Raw genomic sequence first — 7,617 nt, 5'->3', positions numbered from 1 at the left:
ATCGCGACGCCGATCTCGGGCGCGGCCAGCCGGTAATAGCGATTGCGGCCATGCGTCTCGACCGCCAGCAGGCCGCCCTCGGCCAGCCGAGCCAGATGGCCGCTGGTCGACGAGGCCGACAGCCCCGCAATCAGCCCGAGCTCGCCGGCCGGTCTTGCGCTGCCATCCATTAACGCCCACAGCATCGCGGCGCGGCCCGGGTCGGCCAGCAGGCCGGCCAACTGACTGATGCTGGGAGCGTATTCCATAGTTCATTCCACGGTGAAACAACGATCGCAGTATAGGCCGATACTTGCCGATATCAACCTTGCCTTCCTTGTCGCGCATCCCATGATCCTGGACCCGACGAAGCCGCCTCCCGATCCGCTGGCGGCGGTAACGCATCGCGATCCCTATCGGTACTATCGCGAACTCGCGCGGCAGCAGCCGTTTCACCGCGACGCCATGCTGATGCTGTGGGTCGCCGCCGGCCCGGCCGAGGTGGCGGCGGTGCTGTCGCATCCGGCGTGCCGGGTGCGGCCGCCGGGACAGCCCGTGCCGCCGCCCCTCGCGCAGTCGCCCGCCGGGACGTTGTTCGCGCGGCTGATCCGCATGAACGACGGCCAGCGCCATGCGCCGTTGAAGGCCGTGCTGCAACGGCAGCTGGCAACGCTGGATGGGGACGACGTGCGCGCGGCCGCATCGGCATCGGCGCGCCTGTTGCCGGTGACGGACGATCACGCCGCGACCGCGAACCGCTGGGCCAGTGCGCTGCCGGTGATAGCCATCGCGCGTTTGCTGGGCTTCACCGCCACGGACGACGACGTCACCGCGAGCCGGATCGCCGCGCAGATCGGGAGCTTTGCCGCGGCCATGTCGCCGCTCGCAGGTCCGGCCGAGATCAACGCCGGCATCGACGCGGCGGCATCGCTGCAGACACTGCCGCTGCGTGCCGACACGCCGTGGGCAAAGGCGTTGTGCGCGGAGGCACGCGCCGCCGGTGTCGACGACGACGCGATCGCCGCCAATCTGCTGGGCCTGATGGTGCAGGGCTGCGAGGCCACCGCCGGGCTGATCGGCAATACGCTGTTGTGGCTTGCCGGCGATGCCGCTGGGGCCGAGGATCCGAGCACCACGGTGGCGAAGGTGCTGCGCAGCGATCCGCCGATCCACAACACGCGCCGCTTCATGGCCGAGGACGCGCTTGTCTGCGGCGTGCCGCTGCGACGCGGCGACGGCATCCTGGTGCTGCTCGCCGCGGCCGCCGCATCGGAGCTCGAAGTGGAAAATGTCTCGGCCAATACGCCGACGCTGGCCAAGCGCGGCGAGCGGGCCGGGACCTTCGGCCATGGCGCGCATCGATGTCCCGGCGATGCGGTGGCGGCGGCGCTGGCCGAAGCGTCCGTCTCCGCGCTGCTGGCGCGCGGTATCGAGCCGGCCGCGCTGGCGCGGGCGTATCGTTATCGGCCGTCGCTGAACGCGCGGATCCCGCATTTCCTGTGATGCCCGAATGCCGTGATTCCAATGACCCCCACGATTCCCACGATCTTGCTGAGGACGCCCGATGATTGCCGTGATCTTTGAAGTCGAATTCGCCCCCGGGCAGAAGGATGCCTATCTCGATATCGCCGCACAACTGCGCCCCACGCTGGAAGCGATCGACGGCTTCCTCTCGGTCGAGCGTTTCCAGAGCCTGAGCACGCCCGGCAAGGTGCTGTCGCTGTCGTTCTTCCGCGACGAGGCGGCCGTGCAGGCCTGGCGCAATACGATCGAGCACCGCCATGCGCAGGCCGCGGGCCGCGGCGGCGTGTTCGCCGACTACCGGCTGCGGGTCGCGCAGGTGCTGCGCGACTATGGCATGCATCGACGCGAGCAGGCACCGGGCGACAGCCGTGCCGTGCACGATGCCGCGGCCGACGGTCAGTGAGGGCGCGGCATGGATACGCATACGCTGGTTGCTCAAGCGCTGTTCATCGGCCTGACGTTCCTGCTGGCGGGCTTCGTCAAGGGCGTGGTGGGGCTGGGCCTGCCGACGGTCGCCGTCGGCCTGCTCGGGTTGGTGATGCCGCCGATGCAGGCAGCCGCGCTGCTGGTCGCGCCGTCGATGGTGACCAATGTGGTGCAGCTTGCCGCCGGCCCACGCTTCGGCGCGCTGGTGATGCGGCTCTGGCCGATGCTGCTCGGCATCGTGGCGGGCACGCTGGTGGCCGGCGCGCTGGCGCCGCCGTCGGCGATGCAGCAGGCCACGGTGGCACTCGGCGTCGCATTGATCGCCTATGCCGCCGTCGGGCTGTCGTCGTGGCAGCTGAACGTGCCTGCCGCCCATGAGCGCTGGCTGGCACCGCTGATCGGTCTGGCCACCGGCGCGATTACCGCGGTGACCGGCGTGCTGGTGATCCCGGCGGTGCCGTATCTGCAGGGGCTGCGACTGGCGCGCGAGGAACTGGTGCAGGCGCTGGGCCTGTCGTTCACGGTATCGACGGTGGCGCTGGCGATCAATCTGCTGATGCATGGCGTGCTGGGGCAGGCGCCGGTGCTAGGCGCCTCGCTGGCGACGCTGATTCCCGCGCTGGCCGGCATGTGGCTCGGCCAGAAGCTGCGCAACCGGATCAGCGCGGCGCTGTTCCGGCGGCTGTTCTTCATCGGGCTGCTGCTGCTCGGCGCGGATCTGGCCTGGCGCGGCTGGCATTGACCTTGTCCCTGCGCGCGGCCGCGTATCGGCATGCCGCATAATGGCCTTCCGACTCGTGGACCCTGCCATGGGCCAACTCGCAAGGCTGACCGATGCCGACCCAACGCCGCCGCACCGTCAATCCGTGGGCCAAGCTTGGCAAGACCGCCGCCCGCCAGATGCAGCAGATGCAGCGCGCGGTCGCGCGCACCGTCACCAAATCGGTCGCGCGCACCGTCGCCAATACGGTCGCGCATTCCGTCACGCAGGCCGCGCATCAGGGCAAGGAAGCGCGGCGCGTGCTGTCCGGTGTCGCCTCGCCGGCGCGGGCGCCGGCGAGCCGCGGCGGTGGCCGCTGGCTGGAGGGTGTCTGGGGCTTTGGGCCGCTGGCGCAGCGCCACTATCGGCTGTTCATCCCTTCAGGAATCGGGGCGTCGCGGCCCGCGCCGCTGCTGGTCCTGCTGCATGGCTGCGGACAGGATGCCGCCAGCTTCGCCGCCTGCACGCGCGTGGCGGCGCTGGCGCGGGCGCGCCGTTGCATCGTGCTGCTGCCCGAGCAGTCCTCGCGCGCCAATGCGCACCGATGCTGGAACTGGTTTCGGGGCGAGGCGCAGGCCGCGGCGGAGGCCGGCCTGTTGATGGGGATGATCGACCATGTCTGCCGCATGCATCCGGTGCAGCCCGAGCGGGTGCATCTGCTTGGTCTCTCCGCCGGCGGCGCGATGGCGTTGATGCTGGCGCTGCGCTATCCCGACCGCTTCGTCGCGGTGGGTTCGCACTCTGGAGCGGCCCCGCATCTGGCCCGCAATGCGACCCAGGCAGGCCGCGTGATGCGCGGCTCGCTGAACGGACACACGGCCGCGCAGCTGCAGGCGCTGCGGCTGCAGTTGCGCGGCAGGACGCCGCCGCCGCTGCTGTTGATCCATGGCGATGCCGATCGTGTGGTCGCCTACGACAACGCGATTGCCAGCGCGACGCTATGGCTGTCGCTGTCGACGCCCGGCGCGTTGCCGGCCGCGGCGGCCCAACCGTCGGTGCGCGTGCTGCGGCGGGGCGAGCGCCGACCGGTCGTGGTGCATGACTGGCGCCGCGACGGCGGGCTCTATATCCGGCTGGTACGTGTCGAAGGCCTGGGCCATGCGTGGAGCGGTGGCGCGGCCAGCCAGGCCTATGCCGATCCGGCGGGACCCGATGCGCTGCGGATCGCGTGGGCGTTCTTTGCCGCGGTCGCGCCGGCACCCGTACGAAGGCGCGCGGTCGCCTGAGCGTGGCTCGCTCAGTCCTGCCGCCGCGCACCGGGCGCGACGATGTCGACATCGGATTGCGCGCAGGCCACGCAAGGCAGCAGATAGCCGTCGTCCTTCTCGTCGGGACTCAATCCCGGCCATTCGATCCGATAGCGGATGCTGCCGGACGCCAGCCGGCACAGGCAGGCGCGGCAGGTGCCGTTGCGGCAGGAGCTGGGCAGGCGAATGCCGGCGCGCAAGGCGGCCTCCAGGATCGATTGCGTCGGCTCGGCGGCGAACTCGAGCCCCGAGGGGGCGATACGCACGCGCAGCGGCGGCGCGTCGTTCGGCTCTCTCATCAGCGCGTTGTTCGGCTCGCTCATCGGCTCGCTCATCGGCTCGCTGGACACCTCGCTCATCGGCGTCCCTCGTTGTCGTGATCCACCCGCGGAAACTGCGCGCGGCCATGGGTGGCATCGCGCAGCGCCGCCTGCGCGGCTTCGACTTCGCTGGCGGGCAGCCTGACGATCAGCCGGGCCGTCGAACCATAGGCGCTGTCGGCCAACGTGTGGCCGGTCTGTTCGAGCCAGCGTCGCACCCGTGCCTCGTCGGCATAGTCGACCTCGACGGCGAAGCTCGCATACGCGATGCGCTCGACCCGCTCGGCGGTCTTCAGCGCGGCGGCGATCGCATCGGTATAGGCGCGCACCAGTCCCCCCGCGCCGAGCTTGATGCCGCCGTAGTAGCGCACTACCGCGGCCAGCACGCCATCGAGTTCGTGATGGCGCAGCACTTCGAGAATCGGCCGCCCCGCAGTGCCCGACGGCTCGCCGTCGTCCGACATGCCGGATTGCCCGCCCGCCAGCAGCGCCCAGCAGACATGCGTGGCGGTGGGATGCTCGGCACGCAGCGTCTGCACGACCCGCATCGCTTCGTCGCGATCGGCGACCGGCACGGCAACGGCGAGAAAGCGGCTCTTGCGGATATCGAGCTCGGCGTGGACGGGTGAGGAGAGGGTGTACGTGGGCAAGGCGGCGACAGCGGGGAAATGGCAACGGCGGGGCCAGTGTATCGCAGTGGCGATTTGGCTCGACGGAGAGACCGTTGCTGGTAGGCTGTCAGCCTCGCCGTTCGAACCGGCTGCCTGATCGACTGATACCCATGCCGCCTGACCACGTCCATCCCAACCACCGCCGCATCGCCCCCGCCGCCGAGCGCAACCGCGAGCCGATTCTCGAGGTGCTGCGCCGCGTGTTGCCGCCGGCCGGCACCATTCTCGAGATCGCCAGCGGCACCGGCCAGCACGCCAGGCACTTCGCCGCGGCCAATCCGGAATGGGTCTGGCAGCCCAGCGACCCAGATCCGGCGGCGCGCCGTTCGATTGCGGCGTGGAAAGCGGAGGCGGGTTTGCCGAATCTGCGCGACCCGCTGGCGCTGGACGTGGGCCAGGCCGATTGGGGCATCGATCATGCCGATGGCGTGGTCTGCATCAACATGATCCATATTGCGCCGTGGCGGGCCGCCGAGGCGCTGTTCGCGGGCGCCGCGCGGTTGTTGCCGGACGGCGGCGTGCTTTATCTGTACGGGCCCTACCGCCGCGACGGCGAGCACACGTCGCCGAGCAACGCGATCTTCGACGAGCAGCTGCGCGCGAGCGATGCTTCCTGGGGCGTGCGCGAGATGGAGGCGGTGATCGCGCTGGGCGACAGCGCCGGGCTGCGCTTCGAGGAAGCGGTGCCGATGCCGGCGAACAACTTCAGCGTGGTGTTCCGCAAGACCTAGCGCGAGCGCGGCCGGGCCTCTCGCCGAGCACCGCACCGGCAGCGCCAGGCCGTCAGCCCCGCACCAGCATCACCACCGCGATCGCGATCAGGCAGGCCGAGAACCACGCGCGCAGCTGGCGTTCGGGCATCCGGTGCGCCAGCGCGACGCCCCACGAGATCGTCAGCATGCCGCCCAGCGACAGCGGGATACCGCTGGCCCAGTCGACGTGGCGCGCCTGCGCATAGGTCGCCAGCGCGACCACCGCGCCGGGCGTGACCAGAGCCAGTGCCAGCCCTTGCGCCGCCGCCTGGCGAAAGCCGAACAGGCCGACCAGCGCCGGCGCCGCGACCACGCCGCCGCCCACGCCAAAGAACCCGGACATCGCGCCGCCGACCACGCCGACCGCCGGAATCCAGCGCGACGACAGCCGCTGCTGCTGCGCCGTGACCGCGCGTCCGGGCAACAGCCGCCACAGGAAATAGACGGCCATGCCGATCATGAACAGCGCGAAGATCCGCCGCAGCAGCACCGCGTCCATCTCCGTCGCCAGCCGCGCGCCGACATAGGTGGCGAGCACCGCGGACAGGCCGAGCACCAGCGCGGTACGCAGCGCGATATCGGCGCGGCGCCGGTACTGCCAGAAGCCGATCAGCACATTGGGGGCGATCATCACCAGCGCGGTGCCCTGCGCCAGTTGCTGGTCCATGCCATAGAGCAGCCCCAGCGCGGGGATTGCGATCAGGCCGCCGCCGATGCCGAACAGTCCGCCGACTGCGCCGAGCGCACCGCCGAGAAGGAAGGTCAACAGGGCGGGGAGCAGCGGAATATCGGGCATCGTCGGTCGAGGTTGGCGTGGCGGGCGCCACCGCGGCGCCTCGCGCAAAGGTATCGATCATAAAACATGGGCGCACCGCGCACACGGCCGATGTCAGGGCATTCCCTCGGAATCGCGCGCTGCAAGCTAATCGTCAAGATCTTGAAAGCCGATTGAAATCCCGTTTCGCTCCAATGCCGCCGGAGATCGTGCCAGGCCCGCCGATATAGCGCCGAACAACGCCAACAGAGCGAAGCGCGGCGGCCGCACGGTCGCGTCGCGCCGGCATTGCCGGCGCGCTTCGTGTCTGCGTTGCCTGAACCGAGCCTGTCATCGTGCATGTCCGTCGTCATCGCTGTACCCACCTCCGCCTGTTGCTCGCGCCGATCGCTGCCTCGCTGCTGCTGGCCGCGCCGGCCCGTTTCGCCGCCGCGGCGCCGTCCACTGCCGTCGCAACGCAGCCGGACGGCGAATGCCGCGCGCCCGGCGCCGGCGCGACGCTGACGTTGTCCGAGGCGCGCGCGCTTGCGCTGCGTTGCAATCCGGAGCTGATCGCGGCACGCCGCGCCGTGCAGGCCAGCGAGGCCGACATCCAGATCGCCGGGCAGCGTCCGAACCCGGTGCTGAGCGTGGGCGTGGAGAACATCAACCCGCACGCCGGCGTCGGTGCCGGCAGCTGGCGCAACAAGACCGTCGATTCGACGGTGCGCATCGACCAGGTCATCGAGACCGCCAACAAGGCCGGCCTGCGCGTCAAGACGGCGCAAGCCGCCAACGTGGCCGCGGGCCGCCAGATGCAGGCGGCCACCGTCCAGCAGATCGCCGCGCTGGAGCAGGCCTTCATCGACGCGGCGGTCAGCCAGCAGCGCGTCGACGTGCTGACGCAGACGCTGGCGTTGTACGAGCGCACCCAGCAGGCCAACCAGACCCGCTACAAGGCCGGCGACCTGGCGCGCGCCGACGTGACCCGGCTCGAGCTCGATGCCTTGCGCGCCCGCGCCGACTGGCGCGACGCGCGGGCCGATCATCAGCGCGACATGGCCGAGCTGGCGCAGCGCATCGGCGTCCCCGGCACGCTGCAGGACGTCGCGCTGTCGCCGCAGTGGCCGGGCCTTGCCGAGCCGGTGCCCACGCTCGACGAGCAGGCGCTGCAGGCGCGGCCC

General features: G+C 70.7%; 10 protein-coding genes. 6 read left to right on the top strand and 4 right to left on the bottom strand.

The window, feature by feature from the left end; all coding sequences use genetic code 11:
- Positions 1-248 (bottom strand): helix-turn-helix transcriptional regulator (locus tag B551_RS10370; RefSeq protein WP_023264032.1); only part of this gene is annotated, 248 nt, incomplete at its 3' end.
- 82 nt (positions 249-330) lie between these two features.
- On the opposite strand from B551_RS10370, the gene B551_RS10365 reads away from it, so the two are divergent.
- From B551_RS10365 to B551_RS10350, 4 genes are all read left to right on the top strand, one after another.
- Positions 331-1,482 (top strand): cytochrome P450, encoded by a 1,152-nt coding sequence (locus B551_RS10365; protein ID WP_023264031.1) that lies wholly within the window; start codon positions 331-333, stop codon positions 1,480-1,482.
- Positions 1,483-1,543: 61 nt separating this feature from the next.
- On the top strand, positions 1,544-1,906 hold the full coding sequence (locus B551_RS10360) for an antibiotic biosynthesis monooxygenase (RefSeq protein ID WP_006579813.1): 363 nt from the start codon (positions 1,544-1,546) through the stop codon (positions 1,904-1,906).
- A gap of 9 nt (positions 1,907-1,915) precedes the next feature.
- Entirely contained in the window at positions 1,916-2,671 is a 756-nt protein-coding gene (locus tag B551_RS10355) for a sulfite exporter TauE/SafE family protein (RefSeq protein ID WP_006579812.1), read from the top strand.
- Between the two features lie 92 nt (positions 2,672-2,763).
- A complete protein-coding gene (locus B551_RS10350; RefSeq protein ID WP_052511328.1) occupies positions 2,764-3,915 on the top strand; it encodes a PHB depolymerase family esterase in 1,152 nt (383 codons plus the stop codon).
- A gap of 11 nt (positions 3,916-3,926) precedes the next feature.
- Here B551_RS10350 and B551_RS10345 read toward each other — a convergent pair whose 3' ends face one another.
- Both B551_RS10345 and B551_RS10340 read right to left on the bottom strand, forming a co-directional pair.
- On the bottom strand, positions 3,927-4,235 hold the full coding sequence (locus B551_RS10345) for a 2Fe-2S iron-sulfur cluster-binding protein (RefSeq protein WP_043438692.1): 309 nt from the start codon (positions 4,233-4,235) through the stop codon (positions 3,927-3,929).
- Between the two features lie 56 nt (positions 4,236-4,291).
- Positions 4,292-4,906 carry a YigZ family protein gene (locus B551_RS10340; RefSeq protein WP_023264030.1) on the bottom strand — a complete coding sequence of 205 codons (615 nt, stop codon included), beginning with the start codon at positions 4,904-4,906 and terminating at the stop codon, positions 4,292-4,294.
- Between the two features lie 131 nt (positions 4,907-5,037).
- Here B551_RS10340 and B551_RS10335 point away from each other — a divergent pair, with 131 nt between their 5' ends.
- Positions 5,038-5,658 carry a DUF938 domain-containing protein gene (locus B551_RS10335; protein ID WP_006579246.1) on the top strand — a complete coding sequence of 207 codons (621 nt, stop codon included), beginning with the start codon at positions 5,038-5,040 and terminating at the stop codon, positions 5,656-5,658.
- Between the two features lie 52 nt (positions 5,659-5,710).
- On the opposite strand, the gene B551_RS10330 is transcribed toward B551_RS10335, so the two are convergent.
- Entirely contained in the window at positions 5,711-6,475 is a 765-nt protein-coding gene (locus B551_RS10330; protein ID WP_006579247.1) for a sulfite exporter TauE/SafE family protein, read from the bottom strand.
- A 353-nt stretch (positions 6,476-6,828) separates the two neighbouring features.
- Between B551_RS10330 and B551_RS10325 the strand changes: the two genes are divergently transcribed.
- A partial coding sequence (locus tag B551_RS10325) for a TolC family protein (RefSeq protein ID WP_023264029.1) occupies positions 6,829-7,617 on the top strand: 789 nt, incomplete at its 3' end.

The sequence above is a fragment of the Cupriavidus sp. HPC(L) genome (genome assembly GCF_000307735.3).
Taxonomy (GTDB): Bacteria; Pseudomonadota; Gammaproteobacteria; order Burkholderiales; family Burkholderiaceae; genus Cupriavidus.
The sequence above is the reverse complement of the archived record's forward strand: the minus strand, read 5'-3'. Positions and strand labels throughout refer to the sequence as shown.